This window comes from Escherichia whittamii (assembly GCF_014836715.1).
Taxonomy (GTDB): Bacteria; Pseudomonadota; Gammaproteobacteria; order Enterobacterales; family Enterobacteriaceae; genus Escherichia; species Escherichia whittamii.
On record NZ_JACSQI010000009.1, the window covers coordinates 65,162 to 88,965 of the forward strand.

Below are 23,804 nucleotides of genomic sequence, written 5' to 3' on the forward strand. Positions count from 1 at the left end.
GTTCACATCTCTTCCCTGTCGAACAAGTTTGTGGAAGATCCGCATACCGTGGTGAAAGCGGGCGACATTGTGAAGGTGAAAGTGCTGGAAGTGGATCTTCAGCGTAAACGTATCGCCCTGACCATGCGTCTGGACGAGCAGCCTGGCGAAACCAACGCCCGTCGCGGCGGCGGTAACGATCGCCCGCAAAACAGCCGCACGGCAGCCAAACCACGCAGTCGTGAAGCGCAGACTGCCGGTAATAGCGCAATGATGGATGCGCTGGCAGCAGCAATGGGCAAAAAGCGTTAAACGCCTCGATGGGCAAACGTAAACTTGCCGATGAGCAAGCTTATCGGGCCTACGGTTCAATCATTGTTATTTAAATTTGTGCGAAATCGTAGGCCAGATAAGGCGTTCACGCCGCATCTGGCAACTCACAACGAGCATCTTGCCTGACATAAAAATGCAGGAGATTATTTCCTGCATTTTTATTTCACATCTAAACGCACAACATATTCCCGCCAATATTTATCACGGCATTAACAACTGAAACCTTAAACAAACATTAACCCACCTTAATAATTCGCCATTCGAATTTTATTTCGACCCAGATATAACCTTGAGCCACATCAACATTGAGGCAGATTATTATCTAAACCAACATTCGCACACATTTTAAGTATTGCTGATAGAAACCATTCTCATTATCATTGTACTGTTGATTATTTAATCTCTCCTTCGTTGGCAAATCATCTGGTCCCATGTCGCTGTCAAACGCCCCATGAGGTAGTTATCCAGTTAATGAGAAACAAGTAGGCACCTATGCAATACACTCCAGATACTGCGTGGAAAATCACTGGCTTTTCCCGTGAAATCAGCCCGGCATATCGTCAGAAACTGCTTTCTCTGGGCATGTTACCTGGCTCCTCGTTCAACGTGGTGCGCGTTGCCCCACTTGGCGACCCCATTCATATCGAAACCCGTCGTGTGAGCCTGGTATTACGCAAAAAAGATCTGGCCTTATTAGAAGTGGAAGCGGTTTCCTGTTAATACAGTGAGAATAACAATGAAAAAATTAACCATTGGCTTAATTGGTAATCCAAATTCTGGCAAGACAACCTTATTTAACCAGCTCACCGGCGCACGTCAGCGTGTAGGAAACTGGGCTGGCGTTACCGTCGAACGTAAAGAGGGTCTGTTCTCTACCACCGATCATCAGGTCACGCTGGTGGATCTACCCGGCACCTATTCTCTGACCACCATTTCATCTCAGACGTCGTTGGACGAGCAAATCGCCTGCCACTACATTTTGAGTGGCGACGCCGACCTGCTGATTAACGTGGTGGATGCGTCAAACCTTGAGCGTAACCTTTACCTGACGCTGCAACTGCTGGAACTCGGCATTCCCTGCATCGTAGCGCTGAACATGCTCGACATTGCCGAGAAGCAAAATATTCGTATTGAAATTGATGCGCTGTCGGCACGTCTTGGCTGCCCGGTGATCCCGCTGGTTTCCACGCGTGGCCGCGGTATCGAAGCGCTCAAGCTGGCGATCGATCGCTATAAAGCCAACGAAAATGTGGAGCTGGTGCATTACGCCCAGCCGCTGCTCAACGAAGCCGACTCACTGGCAAAAGTGATGCCGTCCAACATCCCGCTCAAACAGCGTCGCTGGCTGGGCCTGCAAATGCTGGAAGGTGATATTTACAGCCGCGCTTACGCCGGTGAAGCGTCGCAGCATCTGGATGCCGCCCTCGCCCGTCTGCGTAATGAGATGGACGATCCGGCACTGCATATTGCCGATGCGCGTTACCAGTGTATTGCTGCTATCTGCGATGTGGTAAGCAACACGCTGACGGCAGAACCCAGTCGCTTCACCACGGCAGTGGATAAAATCGTGCTCAACCGTTTCCTCGGCCTGCCGATCTTCCTCTTTGTGATGTACCTGATGTTCCTGCTGGCTATCAACATCGGCGGTGCGTTACAGCCGTTGTTTGACGTTGGTTCCGTAGCGCTGTTTGTGCATGGTATTCAGTGGATTGGCTATACGCTCCACTTCCCGGACTGGCTGACTATCTTCCTCGCCCAGGGCCTGGGGGGTGGTATTAACACCGTGCTGCCGCTGGTGCCGCAGATCGGCATGATGTACCTGTTCCTCTCCTTCCTCGAAGACTCAGGGTATATGGCGCGCGCGGCATTTGTGATGGACCGTTTGATGCAAGCGTTGGGCTTGCCGGGGAAATCCTTTGTGCCGTTGATCGTCGGCTTCGGTTGTAACGTGCCGTCGGTGATGGGTGCACGAACTCTTGATGCTCCGCGTGAACGCCTGATGACCATTATGATGGCCCCGTTTATGTCCTGCGGCGCGCGTCTGGCTATCTTCGCGGTCTTTGCAGCAGCCTTCTTCGGACAGAATGGCGCGCTGGCAGTCTTCTCGCTGTATATGCTTGGTATTGTGATGGCGGTGCTGACTGGCCTGATGCTCAAGTACACCATCATGCGCGGTGAAGCGACGCCGTTTGTCATGGAACTGCCGGTCTACCACGTGCCACACGTTAAGAGTCTGATTATCCAGACCTGGCAGCGTCTGAAAGGCTTCGTGATGCGCGCAGGTAAAGTGATCATCATCGTCAGCATTTTCCTTAGCGCCTTCAACAGCTTCTCATTGAGCGGGAAAATCGTCGATAACATCAACGATTCGGCGCTGGCTTCCGTTAGCCGTGTGATCACCCCTGTCTTCAAACCGATTGGCGTACATGAAGATAACTGGCAGGCAACGGTTGGCCTGTTCACGGGCGCAATGGCGAAAGAAGTGGTGGTGGGTACGCTCAACACCCTCTACACCGCAGAAAATATTCAGGACGAAGAGTTCAATCCGGCAGAATTTAACCTCGGTGAAGAGCTGTTCAGCGCGGTTGATGAAACCTGGCAGAGCCTGAAAGACACCTTCAGTCTTAGCGTACTGATGAACCCAATTGAAGCCAGCAAAGGAGACGGCGAAATGGGTACCGGAGCGATGGGCGTGATGGATGAAAAATTTGGCAGCGCGGCTGCAGCATACAGCTATCTGATTTTCGTTCTGCTGTATGTACCGTGCATCTCGGTGATGGGTGCTATTGCTCGTGAATCAAGCCGTGGCTGGATGGGCTTCTCCATCCTGTGGGGGCTGAATATCGCTTACTCGCTGGCAACGTTGTTCTATCAGGTTGCCAGCTACAGCCAGCACCCAACCTACAGTCTGGTATGCATTCTGGCGGTTATCCTGTTTAACATCGTTGTTATCGGTTTGCTGCGCCGCGCGCGTAGCCGGGTAGATATCGAACTGCTGGCAACGCGCAAATCGGTAAGCAGTTGCTGTGCAGCCAGCACCACCGGCGATTGCCACTAAGGATACAGCAATGGCTTCGCTCATTCAGGTGCGTGATTTGCTGGCGTTACGGGGCCGTATGGAAGCGGCCCAGATAAGCCAGACATTGAACACTCCACAGCCAATGATTAACGCCATGCTGCAACAGCTGGAAAGTATGGGCAAAGCGGTGCGGATTCAGGAAGAACCTGACGGCTGCCTCTCTGGCAGTTGTAAAAGCTGCCCGGAAGGCAAAGCCTGTCTGCGTGAGTGGTGGGCGTTGCGTTAACCTTGTTTCACTGCCTGTTTTGAAAGCCCGGTATGCTTTTGCAACCGGGCTTTTTTGCGTGCGGTTTTCCATAAAAATGCAACTCTTGCAGCATGGCGTAAATTCCTCTGAAAGCGCCTCGCAGGGATGACAACTGGCTAATGCGTAGATGTGGAGCAGCGCGTAGAGTCGCGGAATTCAAAGAAAACAGGTGAAGGAACGCCATGAGCAAAAAGCAGAGTTCTACCCCACACGACGCGCTATTCAAACTCTTTTTACGCCAACCAGACACGGCGCGTGATTTTCTTGCGTTCCATTTACCGGCATCCATTCACGCGCTCTGTGATATGAAAACCCTCAAGCTGGAGTCGAGCAGCTTTATTGATGACGATCTGCGTGAAAGCTATTCCGACGTGCTGTGGTCGGTGAAAACGGAGCAAGGACCGGGATATATCTATTGTCTGATTGAACATCAAAGCACCTCAAACAAACTGATCGCTTTTCGCATGATGCGTTACGCCATTGCCGCAATGCAAAACCACCTTGATGCCGGATACAAAACGTTGCCGATGGTGGTGCCATTGTTGTTTTACCACGGCATTGAAAGCCCCTATCCCTATTCACTGTGTTGGCTGGATTGTTTCGCCGACCCCAAACTGGCGAGACAGCTCTATGCCTCTGCATTTCCGCTGATTGATGTCACCGTCATGCCTGATGATGAAATCATGCTGCACCGACGCATGGCGTTGCTGGAGTTAATTCAAAAACATATACGCCAACGCGACCTGATGGGGCTGGTAGAGCAAATGGCCTGCTTATTAAGTAGTGGGTACGCTAATGACAGACAAATCAAAGGGCTGTTTAATTACCGATATTGCGCGTAAAGCCTCGCCCTATCGGGCGGGGATATAAGCGCGGTAACTACGTAACATTTTTGACCTTCATTAATACGACTTACAAATTTCAGAGTATTTAGTAAGACTATGAAACGCGCCTATAAATACAGATTCTATCCAACACCCGATCAGGTTGAGCTTTTGGCTCAAACGTTCGGGTGCGTGCGTTTTGTCTATAACTCGATTCTCCGCTGGCGCACTGACGCCTGGTACGAACGGCAGGAGAAGATCGGCTATCCTCAAGCCGATAAGCGGCTGACTGCGATTAAAGCCATGCCAGAATATTCATGGCTGGGCGATGTATCAGCCGTGCCGCTCCAGCAAGCCATACGTCACCAACAAACAGCGTTTTCAAACTTCTTCGCTGGACGTGCCAAATACCCGACATTCAAAAGCAAGCGCCATAAACAGGCCGCTACCTTCATGAATACGGCGTTTAAATACCGTGATGGCAAGCTGTATATGGCAAAGAGCAAAGCGCCGTTAGATGTGCGCTGGAGTCGCGCTCTACCGTCTGCGCCATCCTCGATCACCATTTCCAGAGACGCTGCCGGACGATATTTCGTGTCCTGCCTCTGCGAGTTTGAACCTGTATCACTGCCGATCACCGCTAAAACGGTCGGTATTGATGTTGGTTTAAAAGATTTGTTCGTCACTGATGCCGGATTCAGACAAAGCAATCCCCGCCATACCGCTAAATACGCGGCACGCCTGGCGCTGCTACAGCGCCGACTAAGCAAAAAGGCCAAAGGCTCGAAGAACCGCGCCAAAGCCCGCTTAAAGGTGGCCCGACTCCACGCGAAAATTGCCGATTGCCGGCTGGATGCCTTGCACAAGACAACCCGCAAACTGATTAACGAAAACCAGGTTGTTTGCGTCGAATCTCTTAAGGTGAAAAACATGATCCGCAACCCGTCGCTATCCAAAGCGATAGCAGACGCGAGCTGGAGCGAACTGGTGCGCCAGCTCCGGTACAAAGGCGAATGGGCAGGGCGGTCAGTAGTCGCAATCGCCCCATTTTTCCCGTCCTCAAAACGCTGTAGCTGTTGTGGCTTCACCATGCAAAAAATGCCTCTTGATGTGCGGAAATGGCACTGCCCTGAATGCGGCGCAGATCATGACCGTGATATCAATGCGGCCCGTAATATAAAAGCGGCGGGACTCGCCGTGTTAGCTTGTGGAGAGCCTGTAATTCCTAAACCGCTTAACGCGGCTTAGGTTCGGCTCCGCGAAACAAGAATCCCCGCCCATTTGGGCTGGGAGTAAGTCAAATACTGCAAACCGGCGATGCGGTACGTTTTAACGATTTTATCGACGGCGTTGCTGAACATTCACCAAAACACAAGGAGAGTTTAATGACTATTGCGGAAAGATTGCGGCAGGAGGGGGAGCAATCCAAAGCCTTGCATATAGCCAAAATAATGCTTGAGTCCGGAGTCCCTCTTGCGGACATCATGCGCTTTACTGGGGTGTCAGAAGAAGAGTTGGCTGCGGCGAGTCAGTAAAGTTCTGCCTCGCCATTTCAAATGCTGCCTACACCCTCTGCGTCAACGCCACCAGCTGCTGACAAAACTCGTCCGGATGCGAAATAAACGGCGCATGGGCCGCTTTGGCGAAGATATATGACTCGCTGTGCGGCCAGAGTTCATCCAGCATCGGCACCACTTTGCGCGGCACCAGACCGTCGAGATAACCATACAATCGTAAAAACGGCATGGGTACGTGTTGCAGCGGCTGACGGAGATCGACCGTTATCAGAATTTCCAGCCCACCATTGAGCACGTCAACCTCCGGCATCGGTAATGCCAGAACAGTTTTCTTCAGCGCTCGCGCATCCTGGCGTGCCGTTTCTGTCCCCATGGTTTGTAACGCAAGGAATCGTTCCACCGTACGCTGAAAATCTTCACTGAGTTGCTGCTGGAAACCAGCCAGCACGTCCGGTTTTATCCCCGGCCAGCCGTCACGAGCACTGAAACACGGCGACGACGCCACGGTGACCAGCGCCTGAACGCGCTCGGGATGGGTTAACGCAATCTGGCTTGCCACCAGCCCGCCCAGGCTCCAGCCTAACCAAATAGCTTTATCCGGTGCCTGCTGCAGCACGACTTCCGCCATGTCAGCAAGCGACATCGCACCAAATCCCTGACTGCGCCCGAAGCCGGGCAGATCAACAAGGTGCAGCGTAAAATGCGAGCTAAGTTCCTCGTCAATGCAACGCCACACTTCGGCATTCAGTCCCCATCCGTGCAGCAGCACAAGATGAACATTCCCCTGACCTTTGGTCTGCCACCAGATGTTATTCATCCGCTATTGTTCTCTTTTGACTAACAAGGATGAACATATGCTAACAGTACCAGGATTATGCTGGCTATGCCGAATGCCTTTGGCGTTAGGTCATTGGGGAATTTGTTCGGTCTGCTCTTGTGCCGCCCGTAAACATGAAACGTTATGCCCGCAATGTGGGTTACCGGCAACATACTCACATCTTCCCTGCGGTCGCTGCCTGCAAAAACCGCCGCCGTGGCAAAGACTGGTCACGGTCGCCAACTACACGCCGCCATTAAGCCCGCTTATCCACCAGCTTAAGTTTTCGCGGCGCAGTGAAATCGCCAGCGCCCTGGCACGTCTGTTACTATTGGAAGTCTTACACGCTCGTCGCACCACCGGGTTGCAACTGCCGGATCGCATCATCAGCGTTCCGTTATGGCAGCGGCGTCACTGGCGTCGGGGATTTAATCAGAGCGATTTGCTGTGTCAGCCGTTATCACGCTGGTTGCACTGCCAATGGGATAGCGAAGCCGTCACACGAACACGGGCCACCGCGACCCAGCATTTTCTCAGCGCCCGTCTGCGCAAGCGCAACCTGAAAAATGCCTTTCGCCTTGAATTGCCTGTGCAAGGTCGCCATATGGTGATTGTGGATGATGTCGTCACCACCGGAAGTACCGTCGCAGAGATTGCGCAGTTGCTTTTACGCAATGGTGCGGCGACTGTCCAGGTCTGGTGCCTTTGTCGAACCTTGTAGAGCCTCGATGATGGGCGTATTATAACCAACTAAAATAGTCAACTATTAGGCCATTACTATGATCCGTATTTCCGATGCTGCACAAGCGCACTTTGCCAAACTGCTGGCAAACCAGGAAGAAGGGACACAAATCCGCGTATTTGTGATTAACCCCGGCACGCCTAACGCTGAATGTGGCGTTTCTTATTGTCCGCCGGACGCTGTGGAAGCCACCGACACCGCCCTGAAATTTGACCTGCTGACTGCGTATGTTGATGAGTTGAGCGCGCCATACCTGGAAGATGCAGAGATCGACTTTGTTACCGACCAGTTGGGTTCTCAGCTGACGCTGAAAGCCCCGAACGCCAAAATGCGTAAAGTGGCTGACGACGCGCCTCTGATGGAGCGTGTGGAGTATATGCTGCAATCGCAGATCAACCCGCAACTTGCCGGTCACGGTGGTCGCGTTTCGCTGATGGAAATCACCGAAGACGGCTACGCCATTCTGCAATTTGGCGGCGGCTGTAACGGTTGTTCAATGGTCGATGTAACGCTGAAAGAAGGGATCGAAAAGCAGTTGCTGAACGAATTCCCGGAACTGAAAGGTGTCCGCGATCTCACAGAACACCAGCGCGGCGAACACTCTTACTACTAAATTATCCTCTCTTTTGTAGATTGCCCGATGCGACGCTAAAGCGTCTTATCGGGCCGTCTGTCAGGCGTTAGCGCTACATTGCCTCGGCAAATCCAATCCCTAAGTTTCCCCGCGATAATATGACCAACCTCTCATAATTTAAATTTACCCCGCTCTGGTGATTCTCAAGCACACAATGTTACCCGTATCATTCGCATGGGCACCAAACACACTCATAACATCTGACTACACTAATACGTTTTAGGGGTCATCAGCCGTGGTGCCGTTATATCTCTGTTCCCAGTTGGGACAACCAGGATTTGTCGTCAGAAACCTGACGTTACCCATAACAAATTAAAGGCCAGGTAAATCATGCCATTAGTCATTGTTGCTATCGGTGTAATCTTGTTATTACTCCTGATGATCCGCTTCAAAATGAACGGCTTCATCGCTCTCGTCCTGGTGGCGCTTGCTGTTGGATTAATGCAAGGGATGCCGCTGGATAAAGTTATTGGCTCTATCAAAGCCGGTGTCGGCGGGACGCTCGGTAGCCTTGCCCTGATCATGGGCTTTGGTGCGATGCTGGGCAAAATGCTGGCAGACTGTGGCGGCGCACAACGTATCGCCACCACGCTGATTGCCAAATTTGGTAAAAAACACATCCAGTGGGCAGTGGTATTAACCGGTTTTACCGTCGGTTTTGCCCTGTTCTATGAAGTAGGCTTCGTACTGATGCTGCCTCTGGTGTTCACTATCGCTGCTGCTGCAAATATTCCACTGCTGTATGTTGGTGTACCAATGGCGGCTGCACTGTCTGTGACCCACGGCTTCCTGCCGCCGCATCCGGGCCCGACTGCGATTGCCACCATTTTCAATGCCGATATGGGTAAAACCCTGCTGTACGGCACCATTCTGGCAATCCCGACCGTTATTCTCGCGGGTCCGGTTTACGCTCGCGTGCTGAAAGGTATTGATAAGCCGATCCCGGAAGGTCTGTACAGCGCGAAAACCTTTAGCGAAGAAGAGATGCCAGGCTTTGGCGTCAGCGTCTGGACCTCTCTGGTGCCGGTTGTGCTGATGGCGATGCGTGCGATTGCCGAAATGATCCTGCCGAAAGGTCACGCTTTCCTGCCGGTGGCGGAGTTCCTCGGTGACCCGGTAATGGCAACGCTGATTGCCGTGCTGATCGCGATGTTCACCTTTGGTCTGAACCGTGGTCGTTCAATGGATCAGATTAACGACACGCTGGTTTCTTCCATCAAAATCATTGCGATGATGCTGTTGATCATCGGTGGTGGCGGTGCGTTCAAGCAGGTGCTGGTAGACAGCGGCGTGGACAAATACATTGCTTCCATGATGCACGAAACCAACATTTCTCCGCTGCTGATGGCCTGGTCGATTGCTGCCGTACTGCGTATCGCGCTGGGTTCCGCAACCGTTGCGGCAATCACTGCGGGTGGTATCGCTGCGCCGCTGATTGCAACGACAGGCGTTAGCCCAGAGCTGATGGTTATTGCGGTTGGTTCCGGTAGTGTGATTTTCTCGCACGTGAACGATCCAGGCTTCTGGCTGTTCAAAGAGTACTTTAACCTGACTATCGGCGAGACCATTAAGTCCTGGTCGATGCTGGAAACCATTATCTCGGTGTGCGGTCTGGTAGGCTGTCTGCTGCTGAATATGGTGATTTGATAACACTGACTGCCGGATGTGGCGCATCCGGCATCAACCGCACTCTACTTCTTCTTCGCTGCCACTCTGCGTCGCTTATAACAGGTGCCTTCGCGTTTCGAAGACAATGGCTATATTTCTATAAAATATCTTGTACCCCATAAACTCCGGGGGATTTTCATTAAATTTTTCAATGGCTTTACTCTTTACAGAAGCCTTATCACCAAAGAAAACAAGATCTTCGGTCTCATGATCGGATAATTGATTTTCATAGCCATCAAAATACCATACATCGCAGCTTCGCCAGATATCTGTATCTACTTCATAGAGATACAATTCGATTTCTGCATCACCCCAAAAGCATTTATTTACTGCATCAAATTCATAATCCCCAATCGTATATTTTTGTTTTATCTTATCTTCAAGGTCTGCTTTGACTGATATGTCCATAACTTTTTTCCTTGAAAAAAAAGCCTGGCAACGTGTACCAGGCACTTCCTCAATTACTTCTTCGCGACCAACCTGCGCCGCTTGTCCAGATCCTTAATCAACTTGTTCACACTATCATCGGCAAACATCGTCTCAAGCGTTGCAGAAAGCTTACGTCGCCAGTTTTTGTACTGGTAGCTGGTGCCGGGGATATTCACCGGGTCCGCCATATCCAGCCAGTCTTCCGGCTGTAGCCCTAACAGAGCGCTGTTACTGTCGGCAATGTAGCGCTGCAAACCACGATTAAGCGTCGGCGTCATCGCCATTAGCGACGCCTTATGCCCAGCGCGTTTAGGCAGACAACCGTATTTATGCAGTGCATCCAGTAGCCCTTGCTTCGCCAGTTCGCGATCCTGATACAAACCGCGCAGCACGGCTTCATCCGGGTACAGCCCCAGCGTTTTGCCCAGCGTTAAATCCCCGCTCTCCCAGTAGCCGCGAAGCGTAGGCAGGTCGTGCGTCGCCGCGACCGCCATCGACTGTTCCGGATACGCTTTTGGTGCGCGGAACGTCTTCTCGTGATCGCTTTCGAAATAGAGCACTTTGTAGGAGTACACACCGCTGCTGCGCAGCTTACCGACAATCTCTACTGGTACGGTGCCGAGATCTTCGCCAATTACCATGCAGCGATGGCGCTTACTTTCAAGCGCCAGAATAGAGAGCAGATCATCCACCGGATAGTGAACATACGCGCCCTGATCCGCCGTCTCGCCATACGGTATCCACCACAAACGCAGCATCGACATCACATGGTCAATTCGCAACGCGCCGCAGTTTTGCATATTGGCGCGCAGCAGCTCGATAAACGGTTCATAGGCGCGCGCGGTGATGATATGCGGGTCCATCGGCGGTAATCCCCAGTTCTGCCCCAACGGGCCGAGGATATCCGGTGGCGCGCCAACCGACGCTTTCAGACAATACAACTCGCGGTCGCACCAGGTTTCTGCTCCACCTTCTGCTACACCAACCGCCAGGTCACGATACAAGCCAATGGGCATTTCATGGCCCTGGCTTATCTCCCAGCAGGCGGCAAACTGGCTGTAAGCCAGCCACTGCAACCAGAGATAAAAATCGACGTCATTGCGATGTTCTTCGCAGAACTGACGCACTTCTGGCGAATCTACGTTCTGATACATCTCGGGCCATGCTGGCCAGCCCCAGCGCATTTCATCTTCTTTCACTTGTTGGGCATGTAGCGCGTCAAACGCCGCCTGCCAGAACAGGCTGTCGCCCTGTTCAGCTACAAACTGGCGAAATGCTGCCATTTGTTCATCATCACGTTGCGCGAAGACTTTCCACGCCATCCGCAGCGCCGTCATTTTCAGTGCGGTGACGGTAGAGTAATCGACCCAGTCGGCATCCCGCGCCTGTTGCAGCGTCTGTTGCGTGGTCGGCATCTGCCACCAGGCCTGTGCCTCTTCACTAAGCTGAAAATCTTCAACGGCGTTGACGTCGATATAAATCACGTTCAGCCAACGGCGAGATGACGGGCTATATGGGCTGGCGCTTTCCGGGTTTGCCGGGTACAGCGCATGAATCGGATTCAGGCCGATAAACGATCCACCGCGTTTTGCCACATCCACCAACATCGCTTTGAGATCGCCAAAATCGCCAATGCCCCAGTTTTTTTCCGAGCGCAGCGTATAAAGCTGAACGCAAGCGCCCCACAGCTTTTGCTTGTTGAGCAAAGCCTGCGGTTCGTAGCAGCGTTTAGGTGCGACAATCACCCGACAATGAGCACGCTGTTCATCCTGAGCAAGCGTCAGCGTGTGATAACCTTCCGGCAGTTTTGCCGGTAGATTGAACGCGTTACCACCGCTCACATGACCTTTGTACTGCGTTCCTTCTTCGGTGGTCAGCAGCCAGCTATATTCGCCGCTGCCCTCTACCGCCATTGGCATTTTTTTCCCGGCGGTATACACCATGACATTTGGCACTGGTGTTACCGCCACTTTCGTGGCGGCACTTTGATGCATCGCATCAAGCAAACGCCGTTTGGTTTCGGCGCTAATCGACTGCGGTTTTCCGTGGGCATTGATGTAATTGGGGCTGATCCCCGCCGCCAACGCGGCTTTGTCCAGACGTTTGCTTTCCATCGCGCTTCCTTAGCGTTTTGCCTGCCAGATACGAGCCTGATAATCACGGATTGAGCGATCCGAGCTGAACATACCGCAGCGAGCGGTATTGAGGATCGCCGCGCGAGTCCAGGCCTCCTGGTCGCGGTACAGCACATCCACGCGTTTTTGCGCTTCGACATAAGCCGCAAAGTCCGCCATTACCAGATACGGATCGCCGCCTTGTTTGCCGATACTATGCAGCATCTGGTCAAAAGCGTGTTTATCGCCATTGCTATATTTGCCGCTTTCCAGCTCTTTCAATACCGCATCTAGGACCTTATCTTTCTTCCGCCATTTTACCGGGTCGTAGCCCTTCGCTTTCAGCGCCTTAACCTGCTCGACGGTATGACCGAAGATAAAGATGTTCTCTTCACCGACTTTCTCAGCAATCTCTACGTTTGCACCATCCAGCGTACCGACAGTGAGCGCACCGTTAAGCGCCAGTTTCATATTGCCAGTACCAGAAGCTTCTTTACCTGCGGTGGAGATCTGTTCGGAGATATCCGCCGCCGGGATCAGCATTTCCGCCGCAGATACACAATAGTCTGGCAGGAACACGACCTTCAGCTTGTCGCCCACCTGTGGATCGTTGTTGATCACATCTGCCACTTTGTTGATCGCAAAGATAATGTTCTTCGCCAGGTAGTAGCCCGGTGCCGCTTTCGCTCCGAACAGGAACACGCGCGGCACGCGATCGGCTTGTGGGTTCTCGCGGATCTCTTTGTACAGTGCCAGAATATGTAGCAGGTTCAGGTGTTGGCGTTTGTACTCGTGCAGGCGTTTGATCTGTATATCGAAAATCGCCTGAGGATTGATTTCAATACCGGTACGGACTTTCACAAACTCCGCCAGACGCACTTTATTCGCCTGTTTGATCTCGCGATATTGCTGGCGGAATTTCGCGTCATCCGCGAATTTTTCCAGATTAATCAGCTGATCGAGATCATTAGCCCACTCTTTTTTCAGCGATTTATCGAGCAGCGCCGCCAGTGCCGGGTTGCACTGTTTGATCCAGCGACGTGGGGTAATGCCGTTTGTAACGTTATGGAATTTGTTCGGCCACAGCTGGTGATATTCCGGGAACAAGTCTTTCACCACCAGATCCGAGTGCAGCGCCGCTACACCGTTCACCGCGAAACCGCTTACCACGCACATATTGGCCATGCGAACTTGTTTGTCATGTACCACCGCCAGTTTCGCCCAAACCGCTTTGTCGCCAGGCCAGTTTTTTTCCACCAGTTTCTTAAAGCGGTTGTTAATTTCATTGATTATCTGCATATGGCGCGGCAGCAGCGCTTTAATCAATTTTTCATCCCAGCACTCAAGTGCTTCTGGCATCAGGGTATGATTGGTGTAAGCGAAAGTTTTGCTGGTGATAGCCCAGGCGTCATCCCAGCTCATCTGATGCTCATCAATCAGCACGCGCAGCAGTTCTGGAATAGCGATAGTTGGGTGGGTATCGTTGAGCTGAATGACTTCGTAATCTGCCAGTTCGTGCAACTTACGCCCCGCCAGATGATGACGGCGCAGAATATCTGCTACCGAACAGGCACACTGGAAATATTGCTGCATCAGACGCAGTTTTTTACCCGCGGTGTGGTTGTCGTTTGGATAGAGAACTTTGGTCAGTTTTTCAGCGTCGATGCCCTGTTGTTCAGCACGCAGGAAATCGCCGTCGTTGAATTTGGTGAGGTTAAACGGATGCGCATGCGTCGCCTGCCATAAACGCAGCGGCTGCGCCACACCGTTTCGGTAGCCCAGTACAGGCAAATCCCACGCCTGGCCGGTAATGGTAAATGCAGGCTCCCAACGTCCGTCTTTCGTGACCTTGCCACCAATCCCAACCTGCACATCAAGCGCTTCATTATGGCTGAACCACGGATAGTTACCGCGATGCCAGTCATCTGGCGCTTCCATCTGTTGACCGTCAACAAATGACTGACGGAACAAACCATATTGATAGTTCAGGCCATAGCCTGTTGCGGACTGTCCGACGGTCGCCATTGAGTCGAGGAAACATGCCGCCAGACGGCCCAGACCGCCGTTGCCCAACGCCGGGTCAGTCTCTTCTTCCAGCAGATCTGTCAGGTTGATGTCATAGGATTTCAGCGAATCCTGAACAGCCTGATACCAACCGAGATTTAACAGGTTGTTGCCCGTCAGACGACCAATCAAAAACTCCATTGAGATGTAGTTGACATGGCGCTGATTCGCCGTCGGTTTGGCAAAAGGCTGGGCACGCAACATTTCCGCCAGAGCTTCACTCACTGCCTGCCACCACTGACGAGGGGTCATCTCAGCTGCAGAAGTTAAACCATAACGCTGCCATTGACGTGACAGGGCTTCCTGAAATTGCTTTTCATTAAAAATGGGTTGTGACATAGGAGTTCCAGTTTTCTTAGACATTAAACACAACGTTATCGTTAGTTTGCCAGGCTCCATGTTGACCTTCCTCATCCTACGGGGGATTAGGCGGGGAGGAGTGACGGGGATGAGCAAGAAAATGTGATCGCGACCACTTAAAGGTAGTGCAATCAACTGCAAAAGCATCGACCCAGTGCCAAAGAACGCAGAAAACCGACGATTAACAGTAAGAAAGGGCCATTGCGTATTATCAAAAAGCGGAAAGTCACTCTATAAATCAAGTAAAGCAGCGAAATAGTTTCAGTAATGAAATACCAATCGTGATTCATTTCATTCTTAATAGATTTATTAAGTTCATCTTTTTAGATAGACCTTTCATCATGAATTAAGGAAGCATCATTGCTTTAATAACGCTTTTGAATCACGAGAAAACACCATAAGATCCAGTATCTACGCTGTATCAGCGTAGTTTTTAGGTGAATCATTAATAAAGGTTTTGAATTGTGACAGAGTGCAAATTCAGACACATAAAAAACCGTCATCGCTTGCATTGCACAGATTTCTGGCCGACCTTATAACCATTAATTACGAAGCGCAAAAAAAATAATATTTCCTCAATTTCCACAGTGAAGTGATTAACTATGCTGATTCCGTCAAAATTAAGTCGCCCGGTTCGACTCGACCATACCGTGGTTCGTGAACGCCTGCTGGCTAAACTTTCCGGCGCGAACAACTTCAGGCTGGTGCTGATCACAAGCCCTGCGGGCTACGGAAAGACAACGCTCATATCCCAATGGGCGGCAGGCAAAAACGATTTGGGCTGGTACTCGCTGGATGACGGCGATAACCAGCAAGAGCGGTTCGCCAGCTACCTGATTGCCGCAATTCAACAGGCAACCAACGGGCATTGCCCCGCCAGTGAAGTGATGGCGCAAAAGCGGCAATATGCCAATCTATCCTCACTTTTTGCCCAACTGTTTATCGAACTGGCAGAATGGCACCAGCCGCTCTACCTGGTTATTGACGATTATCATCTGATCACTAACCCCGTGATTCACGAGTCAATGCGCTTCTTTATTCGCCATCAGCCGGAAAATCTGACCCTGGTGGTTTTATCGCGAAATCTTCCGCAACTGGGTATTGCCAATTTGCGTGTACGTGACCAACTGCTGGAAATTGGCAGCCAGCAACTGGCATTTACCCACCAGGAAGCCAAGCAGTTTTTTGATTGCCGTCTGTCTTCACCCATTGAAGCCGCTGAAAGTAGCCGGATTTGCGATGACGTTTCTGGCTGGGCAACGGCTTTACAATTAATCGCCCTCTCCGTCCGGCAGAATACCCACTCTGCGCACAAATCTGCACGTCGCCTGGCGGGCATTAATGCCAGTCATCTTTCTGATTATCTGGTCGATGAAGTGTTGGATAACGTTGATCTGGCGACGCGCCATTTTCTGTTGAAAAGCGCCATTTTGCGTTCAATGAACGATGCACTCATCACCCGTGTTACCGGCGAAGAAAACGGGCAAATGCGCCTTGAAGAGATTGAGCGTCAGGGGCTGTTTCTGCAAAGGATGGATGATACCGGCGAGTGGTTCTGCTATCACCCATTGTTTGGCAACTTCCTGCGCCAGCGCTGCCAGTGGGAACTGGCGGCGGAACTGCCCGAAATTCATCGTGCCGCCGCAGAAAGCTGGATGACTCAGGGCTTCCCAAGCGAAGCCATCCATCATGCACTGGCCGCGGGCGACGCGCTAATGCTGCGCGATATTCTGCTTAATCATGCCTGGAGCCTGTTCAACCACAGTGAACTTTCGCTGCTGGAAGAGTCACTCAAAGCCCTGCCGTGGGACAGTCTGCTGGAAAATCCGCAACTGGTGTTGTTGCAGGCCTGGTTGATGCAAAGTCAGCATCGCTACGGCGAAGTAAATACCCTGCTGGCACGAGCCGAACACGAAATCCAGGGCATCAGAGAAGGCACCATGCACGCAGAATTTAACGCTCTGCGCGCCCAGGTCGCCATTAACGACGGTAATCCGGAAGAAGCCGAACGGCTGGCAAAACAGGCACTGGAAGAACTGCCTCCGGGCTGGTTCTACAGTCGCATTGTCGCGACCTCCGTACTTGGCGAAGTGTTGCACTGTAAAGGTGAACTTACCCGCTCGCTGGCGCTTATGCAGCAAACCGAGCAAATGGCGCGTCAGCATGATGTCTGGCACTACGCCTTGTGGAGTTTAATCCAGCAAAGTGAAATTCTGTTTGCCCAGGGGTTCTTGCAAACTGCGTGGGAAACGCAGGAAAAAGCGTTCCAGTTGATTAACGAGCAGCATCTGGAACAGTTGCCGATGCATGAGTTTCTGGTGCGCATCCGTGCACAGCTGCTATGGGCCTGGGCGCGGCTGGATGAAGCAGAAGCCTCAGCGCGAAGCGGGATTGAAGTCTTGTCATCTTATCAGCCGCAGCAACAGCTTCAGTGCCTGGCAATGTTAATTCAATGCTCGCTGGCCCGTGGCGATTTAGATAATGCCCGTAGCCAGCTAAACCGTCTGGAAAACCTGCTGGGAAATGGCAAATACCACAGCGACTGGATCTCTAACGCCAACAAAGTTCGCGTGATTTACTGGCAGATGACCGGCGATAAAGCGGCAGCTGCCAACTGGTTGCGTCACACAGCCAAACCGGAGTTTGCTAACAACCACTTCCTGCAAGGTCAATGGCGCAACATTGCCCGTGCACAAATCTTGCTGGGCGAGTTTGAACCTGCGGAAATAGTCCTCGAAGAACTGAACGAAAACGCCCGTAGTCTGCGGTTAATGAGCGATCTCAACCGTAACCTGCTTTTACTCAATCAGTTGTACTGGCAAGCCGGGCGTAAAAGCGACGCCCAGCGAGTGTTGCTGGATGCATTAAAACTGGCGAATCGCACCGGATTTATCAGTCATTTTGTTATTGAAGGCGAAGCGATGGCGCAGCAGTTACGTCAGCTGATTCAGCTCAATACGCTGCCGGAACTGGAACAGCACCGCGCGCAGCGTATTCTGCGGGAAATCAATCAACATCATCGACATAAATTCGCCCATTTCGATGAGAGTTTCGTTGAACGTCTGCTAAATCATCCGGAAGTACCAGAATTGATCCGTACCAGTCCGCTGACCCAACGCGAATGGCAGGTACTGGGGCTGATTTACTCCGGTTACAGTAACGAACAAATTGCAGGCGAGCTGGAAGTGGCGGCGACCACCATCAAGACGCATATCCGTAATCTGTATCAGAAACTCGGCGTGGCCCATCGTCAGGCTGCCGTGCAACATGCACAGAAACTGCTGAAGATGATGGGGTATGGAGTGTGAGTTTAGCCGGATAACGCGTCGGTTCCGGCTTACATCTTTACATCATTCAACGCTCACCTGCGTTACGCCGTCTGTTTCTATCAGACCAAACCGCACCGGCAAGAAACGCTCCACCACGGCGATATTGGTCAGCAGATGGCATGAAGGATGGGCGACCGTAAACTCTCCCGCGCCCGCCAGCGCCATCGGTAACACAAGCTGGTCAGCGAGATATTCCCCCACCGCCGCCGGGCTTATCAGGTAACGTTTCACCTCTTTCACCAACTGCGCGGCTACCACTTCGGCACTGACACGTTTTTCACCGACGACAAAAAAGCGTTCGGTAATATTTTCACTTTCGACTTCAAGCGAGACGGTATTACCCGGTCCCTGATCGCGCGGCAATGACTGAATAGTCTGCTCATGCAGAGAAAAACTCGCTGCCAACGCAGCGATTTCGCGCTCACCAACATGGCGCGGCACGCCAGCTAATAACACCTCACCACGCAGGCGCACAATGTTTCCGCGCTCGCCAAGTTGCAAGGTGTTAAACGATGCCACGGGCGAGACTTCCGTTGCCACCACGCCGCCTCCGGCAGGGTAAAAACCGTGGCGTAATAATGTGGTTTGCTGATGAATTCCTATTTTCGCCAGCAGCGGCTCCAGCACCCGGCGGATAAAATCCGCAGGCGGCGCCGACGGGTTATCGGTGCCTCCGCTCACTTCAACACTCGATGGCCCATCGGCAAACCACAGCGCGGGCAGCACCGTTTGCAGCACCAACGTACAACTTCCGGCGCTACCGATAGCAAAGCGGTAATCGCCGCCGCGCACGGTGCCGGGCCGGAAGACCAGACGTTGCGACCCCAGTTCCGCGCCTTCTACCGTTGCCCCGCAAATTTCCGTCGCCGCCTTTACTGCGGTCAGATGCTGGCGCAACAGCCCCGGTTTCGCCCGCCCGGCACGAATGCCGGTGATGGTAAATGGCTGGCCGGTTATCATCGACAGACTCAGCGCCGAGCGCAGGATCTGCCCGCCACCTTCGCCTTGTGCGCCATCCAGCGCAATCATCCTTTTCATCATTTATCCTTTTACGCACACCACCTGACGCAGGGTGTAGATAACTTCCACCAGATCGCTTTGTGCCGCCATCACCGCATCAATATCTTTATACGCCATCGGAATTTCGTCGATCACTTCGGCATCTTTACGGCATTCCACATGAGCGGTGGCACGAATTTGATCTTCCACGCTGAACAGTTTTTTCGCTTTGGTACGGCTCATTACCCGCCCGGCACCGTGGCTACACGAACAGAATGACTCTTCATTTCCCAGCCCACGGACGATAAAGCTTTTCGCTCCCATCGAACCGGGAATAATTCCGTACTGCCCGGCACGCGCAGACACCGCGCCCTTACGCGTTACATAGATTTCTTCGCCAAAGTGCTGCTCTTTTTGCACATAGTTGTGGTGACAGTTAATCTCTTCCATCGCCAGCGTTTGCGGCAGTCTCACCGTTTTCTGCGTAATGTTCTGCAACGCCGTTACCACGTTTTCCATCATCGCATCGCGGTTAAGACTTGCGAATAATTGCGCCCAGGCCACGGCTTTCAGGTAATCATCAAAGTATTCCGTACCTTCCATAAAGTACGCCAGATCACGCGACGGCAACGTTTCAAGCGTTTCCTGCATCTCTTTTTGTGCCAGATCGATAAAGTACGTCCCGATGGCGTTACCGATTCCGCGTGAACCAGAGTGCAGCATAATCCACACCTGGTCAGACTCATCTAGGCAGATTTCAATAAAGTGGTTACCCGTTCCCAGCGTTCCCAGATGTTTGTAGTTATTGGTATTAAGGAAACGCGGATATTTTTGCGTTAACCACTGATAACCGGCTTCCAGCTCGGCCCATTTAGCGTCGACGTTAACAGGCGGATTTTCCCATGCGCCTTTATCACGACGGCTACGATTATTGGAACGCCCGTGCGGCACGGCAGTTTCAATCGCCTGACGCAGCTCCGCCAGGTTTTCAGGCAGGTCCGCTGCCGTTAACGCGGTACGCAGCGCGTTCATTCCACAACCGATATCCACCCCCACCGCCGCCGGAATAATCGCCCCTTTCGTTGGGATCACGCTACCAATGGTGGAACCTTTACCCAGGTGCACGTCAGGCATTACCGCAATATGTTTGAAAATAAACGGCATCTTCGCCGTATTAATAAGTTGCTGACGCGCATCGGCTTCTACCGGTACGCCTTTGGTCCACATTTTTACCGGGGCATTTTCAGTGGTCAGTAATTCGTAATTCATTATGTTTTTCTCTTTTCGTTGTTTGCTGTCCTGATAATTGCAACCGTCGTGCCAGAAAATTAAATCAGCGAATTAATTTTATAATTGTTTGTTTTTATTTAATTAAAAGTACAAAGTCCGTAAACGGAGATTTTCTATAAAGTCACTTAACCGATAATGAAATATCGTCTTTTATAAGGATATCTAAGATGCGTAAAACAGTGGCTTTTGGCTTTGTCGGAACCGTGCTGGATTATGCCGGGCGCGGCAGTCAACGCTGGTCAAAATGGCGCCCGACGCTCTGTTTATGCCAGCAAGAATCGTTAGTCATCGATCGGCTGGAATTGTTGCATGACGCCCGCTCGCGCTCGCTATTTGAAACGCTTAAACGCGATATCGCCAGCGTTTCGCCAGAAACAGAAGTGGTAGGCGTTGAGATTGAACTGCATAACCCGTGGGATTTCGAAGAGGTTTACGCCTGCCTGCATGATTTCGCCCGGCATTACGCTTTTAAACCTGATAAAGAAGACTATTTAATTCACATCACCACCGGCACCCACGTCGCGCAGATTTGCTGGTTTCTGCTGGCGGAAGCCCGTTACTTGCCCGCCCGTTTGATACAATCTTCACCACCGCGCAAAAAAGAACAACCGCGCAGCGCAGGTGAAGTGACGATTATCGATCTCGATTTAAGCCGTTATAACGCTATCGCCAGCCGCTTTGCCGAAGAACGCCAGCAAACCCTCGATTTCCTCAAATCCGGTATCGCTACGCGTAACCCCCTCTTTAACCGCATGATTGAGCAGATCGAAAAAGTGGCGATCAAATCCCGCGCGCCAATTCTGCTTAACGGCCCTACTGGTGCGGGTAAGTCGTTTCTGGCGCGACGCATCTTCGAGTTAAAACAGGCGCGGCATCAGTTTAGCGGCGCGTTTGTGGAAGTGAACTGCGCCACCTTGCGCGGTGATACCGCCATGTCGGCGCTATTTGGTCATGTGAAAGGCGCGTTCACCGGGGCGCGGGAATCACGGGAAGGGCTGCTACGTAGCGCCAACGGCGGGATGTTGTTTCTCGATGAGATTGGCGAACTGGGCGCGGACGAACAGGCAATGCTGCTGAAAGCCATTGAAGAGAAAACCTTTTACCCGTTTGGCAGCGATCGCCAGGTGAGCAGTGATTTTCAGCTTATCGCCGGTACGGTGCGCGATTTACGCCAGCTGGTTGCCGAAGGCAAGTTTCGCGAAGACCTGTATGCACGGATTAATCTCTGGACCTTCACCCTGCCAGGGCTACGCCAGCGCCAGGAAGATATCGAACCTAATCTGGATTATGAAGTAGAGCGCCACGCCTCGCTCACTGGCGACCACGTACGCTTTAACACCGAAGCGCGGCGCGCCTGGCTGGCTTTTGCGACATCGCCTCAGGCGACATGGCGCGGTAATTTTCGCGAACTTTCTGCCAGCGTTACGCGGATGGCGACGTTTGCCGAAAGTGGACGAATCACTCTTAAAACCGTAGAAGATGAGATTAATCGTCTGCGCTATAACTGGCAGGAAAGTCATCCTTCGGCGCTTACACAACTGTTGGGCGCAGAGGCGGAAAACATCGACCTTTTTGACAGACTGCAACTGGAACACGTTATCGCTATCTGCCGCCAGGCAAAGTCGCTTTCTGCTGCCGGACGTCAGCTTTTTGACGTTTCGCGCCAGGGCAAAGCCAGCGTCAACGACGCGGATCGGCTACGCAAATACCTGGCGCGTTTTGGTCTGACGTGGGAGGAAGTGCAGGATCAGCACAGCTCCAGCTGAATATGGTGGTCCGCCAGCACTTGCATCACGCCCGCAGGCGGCGGGGCGTCGGTGTAGACGGCATCAACCATGCTGATACTGCCCATATTGACCATTGCGTTACGGCCAAATTTCGAGTGATCGACAACCAGCATCACGTGACGCGAGTTCTCAATAATGGCGCGTTTGGTGCGAACTTCGTGGTAATCGAACTCCAGCAGCGAGCCGTCGCTGTCAATACCGCTTATCCCGAGAATGCCAAAGTCGAGGCGGAACTGGGAGATAAAATCGAGCGTCGCTTCACCGATTATCCCGCCGTCACGGCTGCGTAATTCGCCACCGGCAAGAATGATGCGAAAATCCTCTTTTACCATCAGCGTGTTAGCAACGTTGAGATTGTTGGTGACAATGCGCAAATTGCTGTGATTGAGCAGCGCGTGCGCCACCGCTTCCGGCGTGGTGCCGATATCGATAAACAGCGTGGAGCCGTTGGGGATTTGCTCCGCCACTTTGCGAGCAATACGCTCTTTTTCTTCGGTCTGGGTGGCTTTACGATCGTGCCACGGCGTGTTAACCGAACTGGAAGGCAGCGCCGCACCACCATGATGGCGCAGGATCAGGTTTTGCTCCGCCAGTTCATTGAGGTCGCGACGAATAGTCTGCGGGCTGACGGAGAAGTGCTCCACCAGTTCCTCGGTGCTGACATAACCTTGCTGTTTAACCAGTTCGATAATACCGTTGTGACGTTGTGTTTGTTTCATTTACAAGTCCCTGGAATTATTTTCGTTTTCGCGCATTAAGCGAATCAACAAAAGCCATCGCTAAACCTACGGCTAACCCGGCGATGTGTGCTCCGTTCGCCATCGACATCCCAAACAAATCAAACCATCCGGCGACAATCCAGATTAGCGCAAAGATGATTAACCCACGTTGCAGGTAAATGCCACTTTGCGGATCGCGCTCGCCGCGCAGCCAGACGTAGCCCATCAGCGCATAAACCACGCCAGAAAGTCCACCGAACCACGGCCCACTGAATTTTTGCTGCACATAGCCGCTTAACAGGGCGCTAATTAGCGTAATGACAATTAACTTACCGCTACCGAGACGTTTTTCCACCGCGCCGCCAAGATACCACCACCAGAGCAGGTTAAAGAGGATATGCATGAGTGAGAAGTGCATTAACGCATGGGTGAAGTAGCGCCAGAACTCAAATTTCAGTGTCGGATCAAATGGCCAGGCCAGCCATAACATCACTTCCTGATCGCCGAGGATTTGCATGGCGATAAACACCACCACGCAGGCGATCATCATCACCCAGGTTACCGGGCCAGCACGTTCACGCAAGGCAGCAAAGAAAGGATAACGGCGATAATGCAGGCCACTATCGGTATGGCCTGACTGCCAGCTGGCGGCGAGATAACGCGGATCAGCCGGGTTTTCGAGAAAACGCGCCAGCTCCGCCCGCACACGTTCGGCCTGGGATTCATCCGCCAGCCAGACATCGCTTTGGTTATGTTGCTGAATCGTGAGGATAACACCCTGCGTCGCCATGTAATCGACAAACGCCTGCGCCACGCGGGGGTTAGCAAAAGAGGTAATCATCAACATTGTTGCTGTCGCTTATTCCACACAAA

18 protein-coding genes and 2 pseudogenes are annotated in these 23,804 nt (G+C 52.2%); 12 read left to right on the top strand and 8 right to left on the bottom strand.

All coding sequences use genetic code 11. The annotated features are described in order from the left end of the window. From H9644_RS21600 to H9644_RS14695, 7 genes and pseudogenes are all read left to right on the top strand, one after another. On the top strand, positions 1-291 hold a 291-nt coding region (locus H9644_RS21600), incomplete at its 5' end, for a S1 RNA-binding domain-containing protein (protein WP_225221412.1). 513 nt (positions 292-804) lie between these two features. Further along, complete coding sequence (gene feoA / locus H9644_RS14670) at positions 805-1,032, top strand: ferrous iron transporter A (protein WP_001200455.1); 228 nt, start codon at positions 805-807, stop codon at positions 1,030-1,032. Positions 1,033-1,048: 16 nt separating this feature from the next. Beyond that, on the top strand, positions 1,049-3,370 hold the full coding sequence (gene feoB / locus H9644_RS14675; RefSeq protein WP_064527618.1) for a Fe(2+) transporter permease subunit FeoB: 2,322 nt from the start codon (positions 1,049-1,051) through the stop codon (positions 3,368-3,370). A gap of 10 nt (positions 3,371-3,380) precedes the next feature. Continuing rightward, a complete protein-coding gene (feoC, locus tag H9644_RS14680) occupies positions 3,381-3,617 on the top strand; it encodes a [Fe-S]-dependent transcriptional repressor FeoC (RefSeq protein WP_000157586.1) in 237 nt (78 codons plus the stop codon). 203 nt (positions 3,618-3,820) lie between these two features. Then, positions 3,821-4,465, top strand: a pseudogene (locus H9644_RS14685) (Rpn family recombination-promoting nuclease/putative transposase); the annotation flags it as partial. Between the two features lie 114 nt (positions 4,466-4,579). Continuing rightward, on the top strand, positions 4,580-5,710 hold the full coding sequence (locus H9644_RS14690) for an RNA-guided endonuclease InsQ/TnpB family protein (RefSeq protein WP_064527620.1): 1,131 nt from the start codon (positions 4,580-4,582) through the stop codon (positions 5,708-5,710). 53 nt (positions 5,711-5,763) lie between these two features. Further along, positions 5,764-5,997: pseudogene (locus H9644_RS14695) on the top strand (transposase); the annotation flags it as partial. A 28-nt stretch (positions 5,998-6,025) separates the two neighbouring features. Here the strand turns inward: H9644_RS14695 and bioH are convergent. Further along, on the bottom strand, positions 6,026-6,796 hold the full coding sequence (bioH, locus tag H9644_RS14700) for a pimeloyl-ACP methyl ester esterase BioH (protein ID WP_064527622.1): 771 nt from the start codon (positions 6,794-6,796) through the stop codon (positions 6,026-6,028). Positions 6,797-6,833: 37 nt separating this feature from the next. Here bioH and gntX point away from each other — a divergent pair, with 37 nt between their 5' ends. The 3 genes from gntX to gntT all read left to right on the top strand — a co-directional run bounded on the left by gntX (position 6,834) and on the right by gntT (position 9,819). Then, positions 6,834-7,517, top strand: a complete 684-nt coding sequence (gntX, locus tag H9644_RS14705; protein WP_064527624.1) for a DNA utilization protein GntX — start codon at positions 6,834-6,836, stop codon at positions 7,515-7,517. 58 nt (positions 7,518-7,575) lie between these two features. Next, positions 7,576-8,151 carry a Fe-S biogenesis protein NfuA gene (gene nfuA / locus H9644_RS14710; protein ID WP_000619389.1) on the top strand — a complete coding sequence of 192 codons (576 nt, stop codon included), beginning with the start codon at positions 7,576-7,578 and terminating at the stop codon, positions 8,149-8,151. Between the two features lie 351 nt (positions 8,152-8,502). Beyond that, complete coding sequence (gene gntT, locus H9644_RS14715; RefSeq protein WP_191775117.1) at positions 8,503-9,819, top strand: gluconate transporter; 1,317 nt, start codon at positions 8,503-8,505, stop codon at positions 9,817-9,819. Between the two features lie 75 nt (positions 9,820-9,894). On the opposite strand, the gene H9644_RS14720 is transcribed toward gntT, so the two are convergent. From H9644_RS14720 to malP, 3 genes are read right to left on the bottom strand one after another with little or no spacing between them, the layout of a single operon-like run. Beyond that, the gene (locus tag H9644_RS14720; RefSeq protein ID WP_105289355.1) at positions 9,895-10,248 is read right to left on the bottom strand and encodes a hypothetical protein; all 354 of its coding nucleotides are present in this window, start codon (positions 10,246-10,248) and stop codon (positions 9,895-9,897) included. A gap of 53 nt (positions 10,249-10,301) precedes the next feature. Further along, the gene (gene malQ, locus H9644_RS14725) at positions 10,302-12,383 is read right to left on the bottom strand and encodes a 4-alpha-glucanotransferase (RefSeq protein ID WP_064527628.1); all 2,082 of its coding nucleotides are present in this window, start codon (positions 12,381-12,383) and stop codon (positions 10,302-10,304) included. Positions 12,384-12,392: 9 nt separating this feature from the next. After that, positions 12,393-14,786: a maltodextrin phosphorylase gene (gene malP, locus H9644_RS14730; protein ID WP_105289354.1), complete on the bottom strand. Its 2,394-nt coding sequence runs from the start codon at positions 14,784-14,786 to the stop codon at positions 12,393-12,395. A 623-nt stretch (positions 14,787-15,409) separates the two neighbouring features. On the opposite strand from malP, the gene malT reads away from it, so the two are divergent. Continuing rightward, the gene (malT, locus tag H9644_RS14735; RefSeq protein ID WP_105289353.1) at positions 15,410-18,115 is read left to right on the top strand and encodes an HTH-type transcriptional regulator MalT; all 2,706 of its coding nucleotides are present in this window, start codon (positions 15,410-15,412) and stop codon (positions 18,113-18,115) included. A 42-nt stretch (positions 18,116-18,157) separates the two neighbouring features. Here the strand turns inward: malT and rtcA are convergent, their stop codons facing one another. Both rtcA and rtcB read right to left on the bottom strand, forming a co-directional pair. Further along, positions 18,158-19,174: an RNA 3'-terminal phosphate cyclase gene (gene rtcA / locus H9644_RS14740; RefSeq protein ID WP_191775119.1), complete on the bottom strand. Its 1,017-nt coding sequence runs from the start codon at positions 19,172-19,174 to the stop codon at positions 18,158-18,160. A gap of 3 nt (positions 19,175-19,177) precedes the next feature. Next, on the bottom strand, positions 19,178-20,404 hold the full coding sequence (gene rtcB, locus H9644_RS14745) for an RNA-splicing ligase RtcB (RefSeq protein ID WP_064527633.1): 1,227 nt from the start codon (positions 20,402-20,404) through the stop codon (positions 19,178-19,180). Positions 20,405-20,592: 188 nt separating this feature from the next. Between rtcB and rtcR the strand changes: the two genes are divergently transcribed. After that, positions 20,593-22,191, top strand: coding sequence for a DNA-binding transcriptional regulator RtcR (gene rtcR / locus H9644_RS14750; protein WP_064527635.1), 1,599 nt, complete (start codon positions 20,593-20,595; stop codon positions 22,189-22,191). Here the strand turns inward: rtcR and H9644_RS14755 are convergent. Together H9644_RS14755 and glpG are read right to left on the bottom strand one after the other, a co-directional pair. Beyond that, positions 22,173-22,931, bottom strand: a complete 759-nt coding sequence (locus H9644_RS14755) for a DeoR/GlpR family transcriptional regulator (protein ID WP_064527637.1) — start codon at positions 22,929-22,931, stop codon at positions 22,173-22,175. The two genes, rtcR and H9644_RS14755, sit on opposite strands and share 19 nt — an antisense overlap. A 16-nt stretch (positions 22,932-22,947) precedes the next feature. After that, positions 22,948-23,778, bottom strand: coding sequence for a rhomboid family intramembrane serine protease GlpG (gene glpG, locus H9644_RS14760; RefSeq protein WP_000928734.1), 831 nt, complete (start codon positions 23,776-23,778; stop codon positions 22,948-22,950). Positions 23,779-23,804 lie beyond the last annotated feature (26 nt).

What these genes read in the sequence shown, in the direction of transcription:
- rtcA (WP_191775119.1), bottom strand. Translation starts at nt 19,174, where the DNA reads ATGAAAAGGATGATTGCGCTGGATGGCGCACAAGGCGAAGGTGGCGGG.
- feoA (WP_001200455.1), top strand. Translation starts at nt 805, where the DNA reads ATGCAATACACTCCAGATACTGCGTGGAAAATCACTGGCTTTTCCCGT.
- H9644_RS14755 (WP_064527637.1), bottom strand. Translation starts at nt 22,931, where the DNA reads ATGAAACAAACACAACGTCACAACGGTATTATCGAACTGGTTAAACAG.
- bioH (WP_064527622.1), bottom strand. Translation starts at nt 6,796, where the DNA reads ATGAATAACATCTGGTGGCAGACCAAAGGTCAGGGGAATGTTCATCTT.
- malP (WP_105289354.1), bottom strand. Translation starts at nt 14,786, where the DNA reads ATGTCACAACCCATTTTTAATGAAAAGCAATTTCAGGAAGCCCTGTCA.
- feoB (WP_064527618.1), top strand. Translation starts at nt 1,049, where the DNA reads ATGAAAAAATTAACCATTGGCTTAATTGGTAATCCAAATTCTGGCAAG.
- gntT (WP_191775117.1), top strand. Translation starts at nt 8,503, where the DNA reads ATGCCATTAGTCATTGTTGCTATCGGTGTAATCTTGTTATTACTCCTG.
- glpG (WP_000928734.1), bottom strand. Translation starts at nt 23,778, where the DNA reads ATGTTGATGATTACCTCTTTTGCTAACCCCCGCGTGGCGCAGGCGTTT.
- H9644_RS14690 (WP_064527620.1), top strand. Translation starts at nt 4,580, where the DNA reads ATGAAACGCGCCTATAAATACAGATTCTATCCAACACCCGATCAGGTT.
- malQ (WP_064527628.1), bottom strand. Translation starts at nt 12,383, where the DNA reads ATGGAAAGCAAACGTCTGGACAAAGCCGCGTTGGCGGCGGGGATCAGC.
- nfuA (WP_000619389.1), top strand. Translation starts at nt 7,576, where the DNA reads ATGATCCGTATTTCCGATGCTGCACAAGCGCACTTTGCCAAACTGCTG.
- feoC (WP_000157586.1), top strand. Translation starts at nt 3,381, where the DNA reads ATGGCTTCGCTCATTCAGGTGCGTGATTTGCTGGCGTTACGGGGCCGT.
- gntX (WP_064527624.1), top strand. Translation starts at nt 6,834, where the DNA reads ATGCTAACAGTACCAGGATTATGCTGGCTATGCCGAATGCCTTTGGCG.
- rtcB (WP_064527633.1), bottom strand. Translation starts at nt 20,404, where the DNA reads ATGAATTACGAATTACTGACCACTGAAAATGCCCCGGTAAAAATGTGG.
- rtcR (WP_064527635.1), top strand. Translation starts at nt 20,593, where the DNA reads ATGCGTAAAACAGTGGCTTTTGGCTTTGTCGGAACCGTGCTGGATTAT.
- malT (WP_105289353.1), top strand. Translation starts at nt 15,410, where the DNA reads ATGCTGATTCCGTCAAAATTAAGTCGCCCGGTTCGACTCGACCATACC.
- H9644_RS14720 (WP_105289355.1), bottom strand. Translation starts at nt 10,248, where the DNA reads ATGGACATATCAGTCAAAGCAGACCTTGAAGATAAGATAAAACAAAAA.